The organism is Methylophilales bacterium MBRSF5 (assembly GCA_001044335.1).
In the GTDB taxonomy this organism is placed as follows: Bacteria; Pseudomonadota; Gammaproteobacteria; order Burkholderiales; family Methylophilaceae; genus BACL14.
This window is the reverse complement of sequence record CP011001.1, coordinates 337,013-352,528: the sequence shown is the minus strand read 5'-3', so window position 1 is coordinate 352,528 and position 15,516 is coordinate 337,013. Positions and strand designations below refer to the sequence as shown.

The 15,516-nt window shown below is 40.2% G+C and carries 10 protein-coding genes, 3 tRNA genes and 2 rRNA genes; all 15 read right to left on the bottom strand.

Going from position 1 to position 15,516, the window contains the following annotated elements; all coding sequences use genetic code 11:
- Nucleotides 1-65: 65 nt before the first annotated feature.
- A 23S ribosomal RNA gene (locus UZ34_01990) occupies nucleotides 66-2,967 on the bottom strand.
- A gap of 259 nt (nucleotides 2,968-3,226) precedes the next feature.
- Nucleotides 3,227-3,302 (bottom strand) — tRNA-Ala (locus UZ34_01985).
- 12 nt (nucleotides 3,303-3,314) lie between these two features.
- Nucleotides 3,315-3,391, bottom strand: a tRNA-Ile gene (locus UZ34_01980).
- A 31-nt stretch (nucleotides 3,392-3,422) separates the two neighbouring features.
- Nucleotides 3,423-5,014, bottom strand: a 16S ribosomal RNA gene (locus UZ34_01975).
- The 16S and 23S rRNA genes sit together here with 3 tRNA genes alongside, the layout of an rRNA operon.
- A gap of 221 nt (nucleotides 5,015-5,235) precedes the next feature.
- Nucleotides 5,236-5,312 (bottom strand) — tRNA-Met (locus tag UZ34_01970).
- Nucleotides 5,313-5,473: 161 nt separating this feature from the next.
- On the bottom strand, nucleotides 5,474-7,342 hold the full coding sequence (locus tag UZ34_01965; GenBank protein ID AKO64222.1) for a heat shock protein 90: 1,869 nt from the start codon (nucleotides 7,340-7,342) through the stop codon (nucleotides 5,474-5,476).
- Nucleotides 7,343-7,398: 56 nt separating this feature from the next.
- Nucleotides 7,399-8,127: a heme biosynthesis protein HemY gene (locus tag UZ34_01960; GenBank protein AKO64221.1), complete on the bottom strand. Its 729-nt coding sequence runs from the start codon at nucleotides 8,125-8,127 to the stop codon at nucleotides 7,399-7,401.
- A gap of 2 nt (nucleotides 8,128-8,129) precedes the next feature.
- On the bottom strand, nucleotides 8,130-8,507 hold the full coding sequence (locus tag UZ34_01955) for a 4'-phosphopantetheinyl transferase (GenBank protein AKO64220.1): 378 nt from the start codon (nucleotides 8,505-8,507) through the stop codon (nucleotides 8,130-8,132).
- Nucleotides 8,504-9,220, bottom strand: coding sequence for a pyridoxine 5'-phosphate synthase (locus UZ34_01950; GenBank protein ID AKO64219.1), 717 nt, complete (start codon nucleotides 9,218-9,220; stop codon nucleotides 8,504-8,506). Before UZ34_01950 ends, UZ34_01955 begins: the two co-directional genes overlap by 4 nt.
- 4 nt (nucleotides 9,221-9,224) lie before the next feature.
- A complete protein-coding gene (locus UZ34_01945; protein AKO64218.1) occupies nucleotides 9,225-9,929 on the bottom strand; it encodes a DNA recombination protein RecO in 705 nt (234 codons plus the stop codon).
- A gap of 1 nt (nucleotide 9,930) precedes the next feature.
- Entirely contained in the window at nucleotides 9,931-10,812 is an 882-nt protein-coding gene (locus tag UZ34_01940; GenBank protein AKO64217.1) for a GTPase Era, read from the bottom strand.
- The gene (locus tag UZ34_01935) at nucleotides 10,809-11,495 is read right to left on the bottom strand and encodes a ribonuclease III (protein ID AKO64216.1); all 687 of its coding nucleotides are present in this window, start codon (nucleotides 11,493-11,495) and stop codon (nucleotides 10,809-10,811) included. Before UZ34_01935 ends, UZ34_01940 begins: the two co-directional genes overlap by 4 nt.
- Entirely contained in the window at nucleotides 11,495-12,238 is a 744-nt protein-coding gene (locus tag UZ34_01930) for a signal peptidase (protein AKO64215.1), read from the bottom strand. The genes UZ34_01935 and UZ34_01930 overlap by 1 nt, the downstream gene beginning before the upstream one ends.
- The gene (locus tag UZ34_01925) at nucleotides 12,235-14,031 is read right to left on the bottom strand and encodes an elongation factor 4 (protein ID AKO64214.1); all 1,797 of its coding nucleotides are present in this window, start codon (nucleotides 14,029-14,031) and stop codon (nucleotides 12,235-12,237) included. The genes UZ34_01930 and UZ34_01925 overlap by 4 nt, the downstream gene beginning before the upstream one ends.
- A 73-nt stretch (nucleotides 14,032-14,104) precedes the next feature.
- Entirely contained in the window at nucleotides 14,105-15,511 is a 1,407-nt protein-coding gene (locus tag UZ34_01920; protein AKO64213.1) for a protease Do, read from the bottom strand.
- Nucleotides 15,512-15,516 lie beyond the last annotated feature (5 nt).

Here is a 15,516-nt window from a genome sequence, read left to right as displayed (position 1 = left end):
TGTTTTTAACAAAAGAAAGAAGTAAGTTGTAAATTGTAGTGCTTTAGATCTACAACTTTAAGATTTAAAGTTATAGGATCAAGCCTCACGAGCAATTAGTATCAGTTAGCTTCATGCATTACTGCACTTCCACACCTGACCTATCAACGTCCTGGTCTAGAACGACTCTTGAGTGCACTTAAAGTGCAAGGGAAGTCTTATCTTAAGGCAAGTTTCACGCTTAGATGCTTTCAGCGTTTATCTTTTCCAGATTTAGCTACCCGGCTATGCTACTGGCGTAACAACCGGTCCACCAGAGATCTGTCCATTCCGGTCCTCTCGTACTAGGAACAGCCCCCTTCAAACTTCCAACGCCCACGGCAGATAGGGACCAAACTGTCTCACGACGTTTTAAACCCAGCTCACGTACCACTTTAAATGGCGAACAGCCATACCCTTGGGACCGACTACAGCCCCAGGATGTGATGAGCCGACATCGAGGTGCCAAACTCCCCCGTCGATATGAACTCTTGGGAGGAATCAGCCTGTTATCCCCAGAGTACCTTTTATCCGTTGAGCGATGGCCCTTCCATACAGAACCACCGGATCACTATGACCTGCTTTCGCACCTGCTCGACCTGTCCGTCTCGCAGTCAAGCAACCTTATGCCATTGCACTAAAAGTACGATTTCCGACCGTACCTAGGTTACCTTCGCACTCCTCCGTTACTCTTTGGGAGGAGACCGCCCCAGTCAAACTACCCACCATACACGGTCCCCGATCCCGATAAGGGATCTGGGTTAGAACTCCAACAACATCAGGGTGGTATTTCAAGGGTGACTCCACACAATCTGGCGACTGCGCTTCAAAGTCTCCCACCTATCCTACACAAATCTTGTCAAAGTCCAATGTAAAGCTATAGTAAAGGTTCATGGGGTCTTTCCGTCTAACCGCGGGTAGATTGCATCTTCACAACCATTTCAACTTCGCTGAGTCTCTAGAGGAGACAGTGTGGCCATCGTTACGCCATTCGTGCGGGTCGGAACTTACCCGACAAGGAATTTCGCTACCTTAGGACCGTTATAGTTACGGCCGCCGTTTACCGGGGCTTCAATCAAGAGCTTGCACCCCATCATTTAACCTTCCGGCACCGGGCAGGCGTCACACCGTATACGTCCACTTTCGTGTTTGCACAGTGCTATGTTTTTATTAAACAGTCGCAGCCACCTATTCACTGCAACCCCGTCGGCCTACACATGTAAAATGTTTCAACCTAATAGGGCGTACCTTATCCCGAAGTTACGGTACCAATTTGCCGAGTTCCTTCTCCAGAGTTCTCTCAAGCGCCTTAGAATTCTCATCCTGCCCACCTGTGTTGGTTTGCGGTACGGTTTCAATTTAACTGAAGCTTAGTGGCTTTTCTTGGAAGCATGGTATCAATCACTTCATGAACAAAAGTTCACTCGTCATCACGCCTTGGTATTGACTCTCCGGATTTGCCTAAAGAATCTACCTACACGCTTAAACCTAGATATCCGTCACTAGGCTGACCTAACCTTCTCCGTCCCCACGTCGCATTAAATTGAAGTACAGAAATATTAATCTGTTTCCCATCGGTTACGCATTTCTGCCTCACCTTAGGGGCCGACTCACCCTGCGCCGATTAGCGTTGCACAGGAAACCTTGGGCTTTCGGCGAGTGTGCCTTTCACACACTTTATCGCTACTCATGTCAGCATTCGCACTTCTGATACCTCCAGCATTCCTCACGGAACACCTTCGCAGGCCTACAGAACGCTCTCCTACCATGCATATAAATATGCATCCACAGCTTCGGTTATGTGCTTAGCCCCGTTACATCTTCCGCGCGAGACGACTCGACCAGTGAGCTGTTACGCTTTCTTTAAAGGGTGGCTGCTTCTAAGCCAACCTCCTGGCTGTCTGTGCCTTCTCACTTCGTTTACCACTTAGCACATCATTAGGGACCTTAGCTGGTGGTCTGGGTTGTTTCCCTTTTGACACCGGACGTTAGCACCCGATGTCTGTCTCCCGTGATTGAACTTGCCGGTATTCGGAGTTTGCAATGGTTTGGTAAGCTCTTATGAGCCCCCTAGCCATAACAGTGCTCTACCCCCAGCAGTTATACACGAGGCACTACCTAAATAGTTTTCGGAGAGAACCAGCTATCTCCAAGTTTGTTTAGCCTTTCACCCCTATCCACAGCTCATCCCCAAATTTTTCAACATTTGTGGGTTCGGACCTCCAGTACGTGTTACCGCACCTTCATCCTGGCCATGGATAGATCACTTGGTTTCGGGTCTACACCCAGTAACTAAGTCGCCCTATTAGGACTCGCTTTCGCTACGCCTCCCCTATCGGTTAAGCTTGCTACTGAATGTAAGTCGCTGACCCATTATACAAAAGGTACGCAGTCACCCCGAAGGGCTCCTACTGTTTGTATGCATATGATTTCAGAATCTATTTCACTCCCCTCCCGGGGTTCTTTTCACCTTTCCCTCACGGTACTAGTTCACTATCGGTCGATTACGAGTATTTAGCCTTGGAGGATGGTCCCCCCATGTTCAGACAAGATTTCACGTGTCCCGTCCTACTTGTCGTTACCCTAGTTCCACTTGCGGGCTTTCGTATACGGGGCTATCACCCTCTACGGCTGGACTTTCCATTCCATTCTACTAACGCGCAAGCTAAAAGTAACAGGCTGTTCCGGTTTCGCTCGCCACTACTTCCGGAATCTCGGTTGATTTCTTTTCCTCGAGTTACTTAGATGTTTCAGTTTACTCGGTTCGCTTCACATCTCCTATGTATTCAGAGATGGATACCCTAAAAAGGGTGGGTTTCCCCATTCGGACACTCCCGGATCAAAGTTTATTTGCCAACTCCCCGAGAATTTTCGCAGACTATCGCGTCCTTCATCGCCTGTAATCGCCAAGGCATCCGCCATATGCACTTATTCACTTGATCCTATAACATTAAAACCTAAATTTCTTTGTTATAAGATTATTTTTTCTAAAGCAACTTTTAATAAAACTCAATTTATAGAATAACTACAAATCTCAGTGTTAAAAAAGTTTGATTACTACAATCTTACCCAATGAAATCATAATCTCATCACAATCTTATGATTTCAAGTCTTACTTCTTCCAAATTGTTAAAGAACATACTAGCTATAAAAGCCAGACTCAAGAACACAAAAACGCTCTTGAGTCTAACCTCTAATACAAAGAAAATGGTGGAGGATGACGGGATCGAACCGACGACCCCCTGCTTGCAAAGCAGGTGCTCTCCCAGCTGAGCTAATCCCCCAAAATATATAATTGGTGGGTCTGGTTGGGCTCGAACCAACGACCCCCGCCTTATCAAGACGGTGCTCTAACCAGCTGAGCTACAGACCCCTCTCGATAGGGCCAATTTACCTTTGATCGCTTAACAACTGATAAGTGTGAGCACTTAGAGAAGAGGATTCTCTAGAAAGGAGGTGATCCAGCCGCACCTTCCGATACGGCTACCTTGTTACGACTTCACCCCAGTCATGAATCCTACCGTGGTAATCGTCCCCCTTACGGTCAGACTAACTACTTCTGGTAAAACCCACTCCCATGGTGTGACGGGCGGTGTGTACAAGGCCCGGGAACGTATTCACCGCGACATTCTGATCCGCGATTACTAGCGATTCCGACTTCATGCTGTCGAGTTGCAGACAACAATCCGGACTACGATCGGTTTTCTGAGATTAGCACCCCCTCGCGGGTTAGCAGCCCTCTGTACCGACCATTGTATTACGTGTGAAGCCCTGGCCATAAGGGCCATGAGGACTTGACGTCATCCCCACCTTCCTCCGGTTTGTCACCGGCAGTCCCATTAAAGTGCCCAACTAAATGATGGCAATTAATGGCAAGGGTTGCGCTCGTTGCGGGACTTAACCCAACATCTCACGACACGAGCTGACGACAGCCATGCAGCACCTGTGTTACCGTTCTCTTACGAGCACTAAAGCATCTCTGCTAAATTCGGTACATGTCAAGGCCAGGTAAGGTTTTTCGCGTTGCATCGAATTAATCCACATAATCCACCGCTTGTGCGGGCCCCCGTCAATTCCTTTGAGTTTTAATCTTGCGACCGTACTCCCCAGGCGGTCAACTTCACGCGTTAGCTACGTTACTCATGGATCTTACTCCACCAACAACTAGTTGACATCGTTTAGGGCGTGGACTACCAGGGTATCTAATCCTGTTCGCTCCCCACGCTTTCGTGCATGAGCGTCAGTGTTATCCCAGGGGGCTGCCTTCGCCATTGGTATTCCTCCACATCTCTACGCATTTCACTGCTACACGTGGAATTCTACCCCCCTCTGACACACTCTAGTCTTGTAGTTTCAAACGCAGTTCCCAAGTTAAGCTCGGGGATTTCACATCTGACTTACAAAACCGCCTGCGCACGCTTTACGCCCAGTAATTCCGATTAACGCTCGCACCCTACGTATTACCGCGGCTGCTGGCACGTAGTTAGCCGGTGCTTCTTCTAAAGTTACCGTCATACTTATAACATATTACGAAATAAGTTTTCTTCACTTTCGAAAGAGCTTTACAACCCGAAGGCCTTCTTCACTCACGCGGGATGGCTGGATCAGGGTTTCCCCCATTGTCCAAAATTCCCCACTGCTGCCTCCCGTAGGAGTCTGGACCGTGTCTCAGTTCCAGTGTGGCTGATCGTCCTCTCAGACCAGCTACTGATCGTTGCCTTGGTAGGCTTTTACCCCACCAACAAGCTAATCAGATATCGGCCGCTCCAATAACGCAAGGTCCTAAGATCCCCTGCTTTCACCCGTAGGTCGTATGCGGTATTAGCTAACCTTTCGGCTAGTTATTCCCCATTACTGGGCACGTTCCGATATATTACTCACCCGTTCGCCACTCGCCATCAGAGAGCAAGCTCTCTATGCTGCCGTTCGACTTGCATGTGTAAAGCATCCCGCCAGCGTTCAATCTGAGCCAGGATCAAACTCTTCAGTTTAATCTTGTCTATTACTAAACTTTCCCGAAAGAAAGTTAGATAAATCGCTTTGTGCTTTAAAAAACTCAAATTCATTCACAAGGTTTATTAGCTAAAAGCTAATGTGGTCTTGTTCACAAATTTGTGTGTAAGCACTATATTTTTTGAGTGTGATTGTAAACAATCACTGCCTCGTTCAATAAGTACCCACACTTATCAGTTGCATATTGTTAAAGATCATTTCGATTGGTTGCGGGGACAGGATTTGAACCTGTGACCTTCGGGTTATGAGCCCGACGAGCTGCCAGACTGCTCCACCCCGCGATCGAATAAATCACCACCAAATTATCTAATTTTCTGAGTGATTTTGGCACCAGTAGTGCCAAAGAAGCGAAACTATATCAGGTTTAAATTACCCTTGTCAAACACTTTTTCGCTATTTATTATTATTTTTTGTAAATAATTTGTAACAGAGTAAAAAAACATTAAATAAGGAATTTATTGACCTTATTTACATACCCAATTGGGTCGTCTAATTGACCCCCTTCAGCTAAAATTGCTTGATCTAAAATAACCGATGAATAATCGTTAAATAATTGATTTTCTTCAATATTTTCAAGTTTTTTGATAAGCTCGTGATTTGGATTCACCTCCAAAATTGGTTTATTTTCGGGCGTGCTTTGTCCAGCTGCCTTTAAAATACGTTCCAAATTACCTGAAATATCATGTTCACCAACAACTAAACATGCCGGAGAATTGGTTAGACGATGCGTTACTTTCACCTCTTTTACTTTGTCTCCTAGAGATTTCTTGATTTTTTCAACAATATTCTTCGACTCTTTCTCAATTTTTTCTTTTTCTGCTTTTTGTTCTTCAGTATCTAATTTACCAAGGTCAAGATCACCCTTCGCAATAGATTGAAGCTTTTTGCCATCAAATTCATTTAAGCTCGAGACTAACCATTCATCCACACGATCACTTAACAGAAGTACTTCAATATTTTTTTGTTTGAAAATTTCCAAATGTGGGCTATTTTTTGCTGCCTGATGAGAGTCTGCAGTTATGTAGTAAATCGACTCTTGCTCTTTTGGCATATTTTTAATGTAGCTTTCAAAGCTCACCAATTGCTCATCTGTGTTCGACGAAGCAAATCGTAATAACTTAGCAATGCTTTCTTTATTTGCAAAATCTTCTGCAGGTCCTTCTTTTAAAACTTTACCAAATTCATTCCAGAAACTTTGATATTTTTCTGGCTCTTTTTCAGACATTGTTTGTAAAGATGAGAGTACTCTTTTGGTCACACCCGATTTTATTGAATCCACTAGAGGTGAGTCTTGAAGGATTTCCCTGGATACATTCAAAGATAAATCTTGGGAATCAATTACGCCTTTAACAAATCGTAAATACTGCGGTATCAATTTTTCATTTGCGTCCATCACAAAAACTTTACGGACATATAACTTGATGGAATTGTTATTTTCACGATCATACAAATCAAATGGAGCCTTTTTTGGGAGATAAAGTAGTGAAGTGTATTCTGTTTTCCCTTCTACACGGTTGTGATAGTAAGCCAACGGTTCCTCAGAGTCATAAGACAAAGATTTATAAAACTCCTCATACTCTTTTTGTTTAATTTCGCTTTTGGCTCTTGTCCAAATCGCATTCGTGTTATTGATAGTTTCTAATTCTTCTAATTTCACCAATTCATCTTTTTTCATGTCAGCTTTGTACATCTGAATTGGAATGGAAATATGATCAGAGTATTTTCTTATAATTGATTGCAGTCGCCACGCATCTGTAAACTCCTTCTCATCGTCCTTTAGTTTAAGAACAACCGAGGTTCCTCTAGATTCTTTTTCTATTTCTTTAATCGTAAATTCACCATCCGCTTGCGATGACCAGCTATAAGCTTGCGAGTTTCCAGCTTTTCTCGTTTGCACAGTCACTTCTTTGGCAATAATAAAAGAAGAGTAAAAACCTACTCCAAACTGACCAATTAAGTTTGCATCTTTTTTGTTATCCCCAGACATGTTCGCCAAAAACTCTTTCGTTCCTGAGCGAGCGATAGTGCCTAAGTTATTGACCAAGTCATCACGATCCATACCGATGCCATTATCTGTGATAGTTAATGTGTTTGCTTTCGAATCAAAATCAACAACAACCTTGAGATCAGAATCTCCTTCGTATAGCTTGTCGTTGTCTAATGCCTCAAATCGTAATTTATCAGTAGCATCGCTGGCATTGGATATCAACTCCCTAATCGCAATTTCCTTGTTGCTGTATAGAGAGTGGATCATAAGATTTAATAATTGTTTTACTTCCGTTTGAAAATTAAGTTTTTCTGATTTAGCCATAAGTTATTGATAATAATTGTTTATAAAGAAATTAAATGGGGTTAAGTTGAATTATTTCAAGCTTTTAAGATAATTTTTTGAGCTTCTGAGGCTAAATAAAAACCCATCGTTGCGGTCACCATTACTGATGAGCCATAGCCTGCACAATTTAAATTGCTTTCAACATTGTCGCATTGCTGAGGTTTTATAATCTGCTCATCTGAAAAGATCGCTATTACCTTGGATTTTTTCTTACCTGTGTGTTTTTTCTTAAACTCTTTTCTTACTTTTGCAAGCAACGGATCGCCATAAGTATTTAATAAATCTTTGACTTTGATTTTTTCTGGATTCAGCCTCCCGCCTGCAGAGCCAGAAATAACCAGGTTTATTTTTTTTTCTGAACAATATTCTGCTAATGCGCATTTGACTTTAACTTGATCGATGGCGTCAACAACGACATTATGCTCTTCATGTATCAAGGAAGATAAATTATCAACAGATAAAAAATCGTCAATTAGAATTAATTCGCAATTTGAATTAATGCTCTGAATTCGATCACTCAACGCTTGAAGTTTGGACTGGCCAATATTTTCTTCTGTTGCTTGGATCTGTCTGTTAATATTAGAAGCGACGATATGATCCATATCAATAAGGGTTAATTTTCCTATTCCGCTTCTAACCAAAGCTTCTGCAACCCAAGATCCAACCCCTCCAAGACCAATTAAACATGCATGGCTATTGGCTAGTTTTTCTTGCCCGTGCTTTCCAATTAGATTTTCAAGGCTTAAAAATGTATCAGAGGTCATTGTCAGGCTTCTAGAACAACAAAAGCGCTGGCGATATTTTTTTCATCGGAAATGCTCAAGTGGCATTTATTAATTTTTTTTTGATCTAGAAATTTTGATATCTCAGCATTAAATTTAAAAAAAGGAGCACCTAGGTCGTTGTGTTCAACCTCAATTCCATGAAAACTAATGGGATCTCGAAAACCTAAACCCAAGGCTTTGGCAACCGCCTCCTTAGCTGCAAACCTTTTGGCCAAAAAATGAGCCGGGGCATTGCTTATCTGAAAAGCCTCATACTCTTTTTTTGATAGGATTTTTTTTGCGAACCGATTATTAAATTTGCTAAATATTTTTTCAATGCGCTGTATTTCAACAATGTCGGTTCCAATGCCAAAAATCATAATGGCTTCCTTATTAAGGATTTCATCTTAGTGATGGCTTGTTCCCATCCCAGAAAAAGAGCTTCTGCCACGATAGCATGTCCAATGTTTAGCTCGTTAATTTCTTTAATTTTTGCAATTGCGGATACATTATCATAATTCAATCCATGGCCAGCATTGACCACTAAGCCCTGTTTATAAGCATAGGATGCAATATTTTGTATATTAATTAGTTCATTACCCTGCTCTTCATTAATCGTGTCTGCATAATGTCCTGTATGCAGTTCAATTACAGGTGCTTGGAGTTCTAAAGCTTGATCAATGGAATCTTTATCAGGCGCTATAAATAAAGAAACGCGGATTCCGTTTTTAGCTAACTCACCAATAAAAGTTTTTAAATAATTAAAATTGGAATTGAGATTTAACCCTCCCTCAGTCGTTCTCTCTTCACGCCTCTCAGGAACCAAGCAAATATCTTCAGGCATTACCTGTAATGCAATTTCTAACATTTCGTCCGTTGCTGCCATTTCAAGATTCATTTTGGTTTTAATTACAGGTCTCAGGTTAAATAAGTCTTGATCTTGCATATGACGTCGATCTTCTCGAAGATGAAGGGTGATGCTGTCTGCCCCAGCCAATTCGGCTAGCTGTGTTGCTTTGACGATGTCAGGATACGATGTTCCCCTGGCCTGCCGGATCGTTGCTATATGGTCTATGTTCACACCTAATTTCATTCAATTACCTATCATTTGTTAAAAAAAGTTCTTTGCTTTTTACTAGATCATGCCCGGTATAAAAGCGCATCAGGTACCTCATCAATAATTTACTTTCCTTTAAAGTATTCAAATGAGAATAGTCATTATTATGCATATCCATCAGAGTCTGACCAATAATTTTTACTCCGTTGGTAGATGCATCTGGCAGTGATGCCCCATACTCGGCTTCATAGTAATAAAATTTCTTAGGATTAATTGGGTTTCCATTTTCATCTTCATCGAGCTTTACTTTATAGCCTAGCTCCTCAAGAAGTTTTAGCTCAAATACCCTCAGTAAACTTTCATAACCATTATTTAAAGAAAGCTCTTCTAGTTGTTGATGATAGAAATGAAAAAAATTATTTGAAGACTCATCTTTTGGTAGGAGTTTCATGATCAACTCATTCATATAAAAACCACATATCAGTGCTTGGTTTTTAAGTCCTAAATATTTAGAGTTCCATTCAACGTTATATAAAGTTTTTAGCTCACTCACATTCGACCAAGTCGCCTGAATCATCTGAAATGGTTGTAAATAACCCCTTAGTAAAGATCTTGGTCGCCTAGCGCCTTTAGCCAGCAGCGATATTCGACCAAAGTTTTCAGACAAAGCCTCAACAATTAAACTGGTTTCTTTAAATGGATAGGTATGAAGAATATAAATATTATGGTCTTCAACGCGTTTCACATTAAATCCCTAAAGACTTCAAAGCCCTGGCATCGTCATACCAATTTTTTTGGACCTTAACCCAAATCTCTAACCAAATTTTGGACTGAAATAATTTTTCCATATCCCTCCTAGACTCAGTTGAGATTCTTTTTAACTTTTCACCATCTTTCCCGATAACCACAGGTTTTTGGCTGTCTTTATCAACAAGTATGGTTCCGAAAATTCGGCGAAGATTATCTTTATGCTCGAAGTTTTCAATCTCCACTGCAACAGAATATGGAAGCTCATCGCCAGTTAAGCGAAAAATCTTCTCACGAATAATTTCAGCAGCTAAAAATCTCTCATTCTTATCGGTGATGTCATCAACATCAAAGATAAAATCTTGTACTGGTAAAAATTCTGCAATTTCTTGCAAAATAATCTTTTGGTTGTCTTTCAATTTTATTGATGCGGGGATGATTTTTTTAAAAATTTGTAATTCTGAGTTAATGTTAATTAATTCAAGGATTTTATTTTTATTTTTGACTCGATCAATTTTATTTATTAAATTTACAACAGGAGTGTCATTAGGGATCATCTTTACTAACTCAATTTCAATCTCATTTAATGTCTTTGGTTCAGACATAAAAATGACAACATCCACATCATGGAAAACTGAAGTCACAGACTTATTCATTCTTTTGTTCATTTGATTCAAAAATTTTTGTTGGTATCCTGGTGTGTCAACAAAAATGAATTGAATATTTTTTTCGGAATGAATGCCTAAAATTTGATTTCTTGTGGTCTGTGCTTTTCTTGATGTAATTGATAATTTTTGACCTAAGATAAAATTAAGCAAAGTTGATTTACCAACATTGGGCTGGCCTATGATAGCAATCTTCCCGCATTTTTTTTTGGTCATAAAACTTTTTCTTTGACTAAAGGCAGAGCTATAGTGGCCGCCTCTTGCTCAGCAGCACGTCTTGAAGAGCCTAGGGCCTCGGTTACTATAGACAATTGCGCAATATTGCATTTCACTACAAATTCTTGTGCATGAGCCTCACCTTTGATGTCTGCCACTTCATATTTGGGAAGCATTAATTTTTTAGATTGTAATAATTCCTGCAATGATGTTTTGGGGTCTTTATCAATTTTTGCTGGATTAATTTCGTTTAACCAGTTTTGAAAATGTTGATGGATGAATGTTTGAGCTGGCCCTAGACCGCCATCCAAATAAAGAGCGCCAATAATAGCCTCAAATGTGTCTGCCAAAATTGAAGGGCGTCTCCAGCCTGCACTTTTGAGTTCTCCTTCACCTAGAAAAATAAAGTCGCCTAATTTAATTTTGGATGCAATTTCTGCAAGCGTACCCGATTTTACTAGAGACGCTCTGAGTCGACTTAAATCTCCCTCAGGGATGTTTGGAAATTTTTTAAACAATGACTCTGCAATTGTAAAATTCAGAATACTATCGCCTAAGAATTCTAGGCGCTCATTATTTTCACCGTCGAAACTTCGATGTGTCAGTGATTTTTGAAGAAGATTAATATCTTTAAATTTATACTGAAGCAAATCTTCAAGCTGTTTAACAATTAAATCATCCATTAATTTATCCAGTTTCCAATTCGATTTGGTTCAGAAAAGTTTAACCAGATCACAAAAGCTTTTCCAACCAATAGTTCATCAGGGACAAAACCCCAGACACGACTATCAGATGAATTATCTCTATTATCCCCCATGGCAAAATAATGTCCATCTGGGACAACAAATTCAACACTCTCAGAAGGAATATCATGAATTAATATTGAATGGCTATACTCTCCATGATCTTCTACAAATTCCTTGGCAGATACTTCTAAATCTTGTTTTAAACTGTATTTGTAGATACTAGTATATGTCTGAGAAATTGCAACATCATTAACAAATAATTTCTTATTTTCATACCTAATGTTATCCCCAGGAAGTCCGATCACCCTCTTAATATAATCAATGCTGGGGTCTTTTGGATAGTGGAACACGAATACATCACCTCGCTGAGGAGATCCTGTTTCAAAAATTAACTTGTTGAACACAGGCAATCTCAGTCCGTAAGAAAATTTATTAACAGCAATAAAATCACCAGCAATTAAAGTTGGCATCATTGACCCAGAAGGAATTTTAAATGGTTCAACAATAAATGTTCGAATGACAAAAACAAGCAAAAGGATTGGGAAAAATTCTTTCGCTACTTTTATGATCTTCGAAAGAGCTTTGTTGTTATGTTGATTTGAGGATTTAAAAAACAAATCAAAGAAGTAAATTAACCCTGTGAAAAAAGTTGAGATCATCAAAATTAGAGCAAAAATCATTTATCATCCACCTTTAAAATTGCTAAAAAAGCTTCTTGAGGAATTTCTACATTTCCGACTTGCTTCATTCGCTTTTTCCCCTCTTTTTGTTTTTCAAGCAACTTTCTTTTTCTTGAAACATCTCCGCCATAGCATTTAGCAAGGACATTTTTTCGCATTGCTTTAACCGTCTCTCTCGAGATTATGTTTGCACCAATCGCAGCTTGAATAGCAACATCAAACATTTGGCGTGGTATCAATTCTCTCATTTTAGCAGCTAGATCACGGCCACGAAATTTACTATTTAAGCGGTGCACAATCGTTGAGAGGGCATCCACCCGCTCACCATTAACCAAGATATCAAGCTTCACTAAATCTGAACCTCTGAACTCAAGAAAATCATAATCCATGGATGCATAACCTCTTGAAACTGATTTGAGTTTGTCAAAAAAATCTAAGACAACTTCATTTAAAGGTATTTCATATGTGAGCATTACTTGCCTACCCAAATATTGCATATTTTTCTGAATACCTCTTTTTTCATTTGCCAAAGTCATAACAGGCCCTACATAGTCCTGAGGCAGAAGAACATTAAGAGTAATAATGGGTTCACGAATTTCCTCAATGGTCGATAAATCTGGAAGTTTTGATGGATTTTCAATCTGTTCAACTTCGCCATTTTTTAACAACAGCTCGTACACAACTGTTGGCGCAGTAGTAATGAGCTCCATCTCGTATTCTCGCTCAAGTCGTTCCTGGATGATATCCATGTGGAGTAACCCAAGAAAGCCACAACGAAAACCAAACCCAAGGGCGCTTGAGTTTTCTGGCTCGAAATTTAAGGATGAATCGTTTAAGCTTAATTTTTCAAGAGAAGTTCTTAAAGCCTCAAACTGATTTGACTCTACGGGATATAAACCTGCAAATACTTGCGGCTTAATCTCACGAAAGCCAGGAAGTGGTTTTTTTGCTGGATTTTGAGTCCCTGTGATCGTATCCCCTACTTTTGCCGTTGCTAATTCTTTTATGCCTGCAATAACAAACCCCACTTCACCCGCTACTAACTTGTCTTGAATGAGAGGTTTAGGGGTAAAAATACCAATCTGATCAGCAGCATAATTTCTTCCAGACGACATTAAGGTAACTTTGTCTTTAGTTGCCAGAGAGCCTTCCACAATTCTAACTAGCATGACCACGCCAACATAATTATCAAACCATGCGTCAATAATTAATGCTTGCAGCGGGTTGTTTGGGTCTCCCTTTGGAGCCGGGACAAAACTTACAATCTCCTCTAATATATCAGGAATGCCTAAACCTGTTTTTGCAGAGCAAGGGATAGCGTCAGTCGCATCAATACCAATAACATCCTCAATTTCTGTTTTAACACGCTCTTGATCAGCTGAAGCTAAATCAATTTTATTTAATACGGTAAACACCTCAACATTTTGATCTAAGGCTGTATAGCAATTGGCTACTGTCTGCGCCTCCACTCCTTGTGAGGCATCAACAACCAATAAACCCCCCTCACATGCAGCTAATGAGCGGCTAACTTCATATGTAAAGTCAACATGTCCAGGGGTGTCGATTAAATTCAAGATATATTCTTGATTGTCTTTTGCTTTATATTTTAATGTAACTGTCTGGGCTTTGATCGTAATGCCACGCTCACGCTCAAGATCCATAGAGTCTAAAACTTGATCATCCATTTCTCTATCAGCTAAACCCCCACATGACTGAATTAATCGGTCAGCTAAAGTCGATTTGCCATGATCAATATGGGCGATTATTGAAAAATTTCTTATATTTTTTTGCATGTACGGCTCTTACATTAAATAAAGAAAGGCGCCAAAGCGCCTTCCATCCAACGTGATTCTACCTGATCCAAGTTTAATTGGTTATTTTTATTGGGACATACAGGGTATCTCCATTTCTGTATATCAATAAGGCAATTGTTTTTCCTTTTTTAACTTTCTTTAGGTCTTGGTTAAAAGATTGAACGGAGCTTACTGGATTATTATTTAAACCTAATATCACATCACCTTTTCTTATACCTGCGTTTAAAGCAGCATCAGCGACATCTAATACAAGCACCCCTGCACTCTCTTTAATTTGTTTCTTCTGTTGAGGAGTTAAGTCTTTAACAGTTAAACCAATTCTATTTTTTTGAGTTTGTTCATTATTTTTTCTGGCAACCACCATCTCTTCGGTTGGCATTTCACCAATGGTAATCTCCAGCTGCTTTTCTTTGCCCTGCCTTAAAATATTTACAGGAATTTTTGACCCTGGTTTTGTAGAGGATACAAATTTTGGCAAATCAGATGAAATTTTTATGTCATTCTCACCAAATTTTAAAATTACATCTCCAGGTTTTAAGCCACCTTTATCTGCAGGAGATTCTTTTTCCACGCCAGCAACTAACGCGCCCTGGGTAGATTTCATATTAAACGATTCTGACAATTCTTTACTGATTTCTTGAATGGCAATTCCTAACCAACCTCGAGATACTTTACCATCTGACTCCAGCTGTTCCGCCACATTGATAGCAACATCTATAGGAATCGCAAATGATAAGCCCATATAACCACCAGTTCTGGAGTATATTTGGGAGTTTATACCCACCACTTCTCCTGAAGTATTGAATAATGGTCCTCCAGAATTTCCTGGATTAATTGCCACATCAGTCTGGATAAATGGTACGTAGTTTTCTTGAGGAAGATTTCTACCAAGTGCACTTACCACGCCAACGGTCATCGTACTTTCCAAACCAAAAGGCGACCCAATTGCAGCAACCCATTCACCAACTTTCAATTTACCTGGATCACCGATTTTAACCTGTGGCAAATTATCTGCTTTGATTTTTAAAACAGCAACATCCGTTCTTTTATCAACACCCAAAACTTCTGCTTGAATTTCTTTTTGGTCGTTTAGTTTAACTATGACAGTGTCAGCATCATTCACCACATGAGCATTTGTAATAACAATGCCTTTGGAGTCAATAATAAAGCCGGACCCGGTTCCCATCACTTGCTTTTCACGAGGTGCATTCCCGTTAGGGGGCATACCTGGTAATCCCGGAATACCAAATCTTTTAAAAAATTCTTGCAACTGTTCATCATAAGGAAACGGCGGCGTGTTGCCTGATGGAGTAGGCGCATTTTTTATCGATGTAATATTGACGACAGTTTTTCCTTGAGTTTCAGCCAGCTCAGTAAAATCAGGAAGTGTCACAGCAAGTAAGGAAGCCGGAATAAGAAACGTAACAAATAAAAGACCAATAAATTTATTTAATTGCATAAATA

Bases quoted from the DNA above. Each gene is read 5' to 3' on its own strand.
- UZ34_01935 (AKO64216.1), bottom strand. From the start codon at position 11,495: ATGGATGATTTAATTGTTAAACAGCTTGAAGATTTGCTTCAGTATAAA.
- UZ34_01940 (AKO64217.1), bottom strand. From the start codon at position 10,812: ATGACCAAAAAAAAATGCGGGAAGATTGCTATCATAGGCCAGCCCAAT.
- UZ34_01925 (AKO64214.1), bottom strand. From the start codon at position 14,031: ATGCAAAAAAATATAAGAAATTTTTCAATAATCGCCCATATTGATCAT.
- UZ34_01965 (AKO64222.1), bottom strand. From the start codon at position 7,342: ATGGCTAAATCAGAAAAACTTAATTTTCAAACGGAAGTAAAACAATTA.
- UZ34_01955 (AKO64220.1), bottom strand. From the start codon at position 8,507: ATGATTTTTGGCATTGGAACCGACATTGTTGAAATACAGCGCATTGAA.
- UZ34_01920 (AKO64213.1), bottom strand. From the start codon at position 15,511: ATGCAATTAAATAAATTTATTGGTCTTTTATTTGTTACGTTTCTTATT.
- UZ34_01950 (AKO64219.1), bottom strand. From the start codon at position 9,220: ATGAAATTAGGTGTGAACATAGACCATATAGCAACGATCCGGCAGGCC.
- UZ34_01930 (AKO64215.1), bottom strand. From the start codon at position 12,238: ATGATTTTTGCTCTAATTTTGATGATCTCAACTTTTTTCACAGGGTTA.
- UZ34_01960 (AKO64221.1), bottom strand. From the start codon at position 8,127: ATGACCTCTGATACATTTTTAAGCCTTGAAAATCTAATTGGAAAGCAC.